The organism is Lysinibacillus sphaericus (assembly GCF_006864135.1).
Taxonomy (GTDB): Bacteria; Bacillota; Bacilli; order Bacillales_A; family Planococcaceae; genus Lysinibacillus.
The window spans coordinates 1-473 of the sequence record NZ_SADV01000070.1; the positions used below are offsets into that span (position 1 = coordinate 1).

Genomic DNA, 473 nt, shown 5'->3' on the forward strand with positions numbered 1-473 from the left:
ATTTTTTATCATCCAAAAATCTTGTTTGTCACGTAATGTAACACGTTTCGTTGGCTGCTCAATCAATTGTGCCAGCTTTTCGGCTATGTCTAGCATATCCTTTGTTTTTGTCGTCGACATTTTTGTATACGTAATGGCATTTTCCGGTTGGTTATCCACTAAAATACGCCCGTATCGATCATACATTCGTCCCCTTGGCACACTTGTATTGACAGCTACCTCCTCTTTACGCTCTAAATCGCGTACATAATCTTCCCCTTTTACAATTTGCATATAGCCAAGTCTAAAAATTAGCATTGAAAATACTAGAAATATAGCAAAGAAAAGGACATTCATACGAAATGTTAAATTAGAGTGATGTTTTGCTTTAACACTCGTCGCGCGATTTTTTCCCGGTGCTTTGCGCATATGTATTCCCCTCCTCATCTAATTACAATTTAAATACACGATATTTAGTATACCATTCGAAGGTA

General features: G+C 37.0%; 1 pseudogene. It reads right to left on the minus strand.

Annotated features, from left to right (window positions below):
• Window positions 1-408 (minus strand): annotated as a pseudogene (locus C7Y47_RS24740) (penicillin-binding protein); the annotation flags it as partial.
• Window positions 409-473 lie beyond the last annotated feature (65 nt).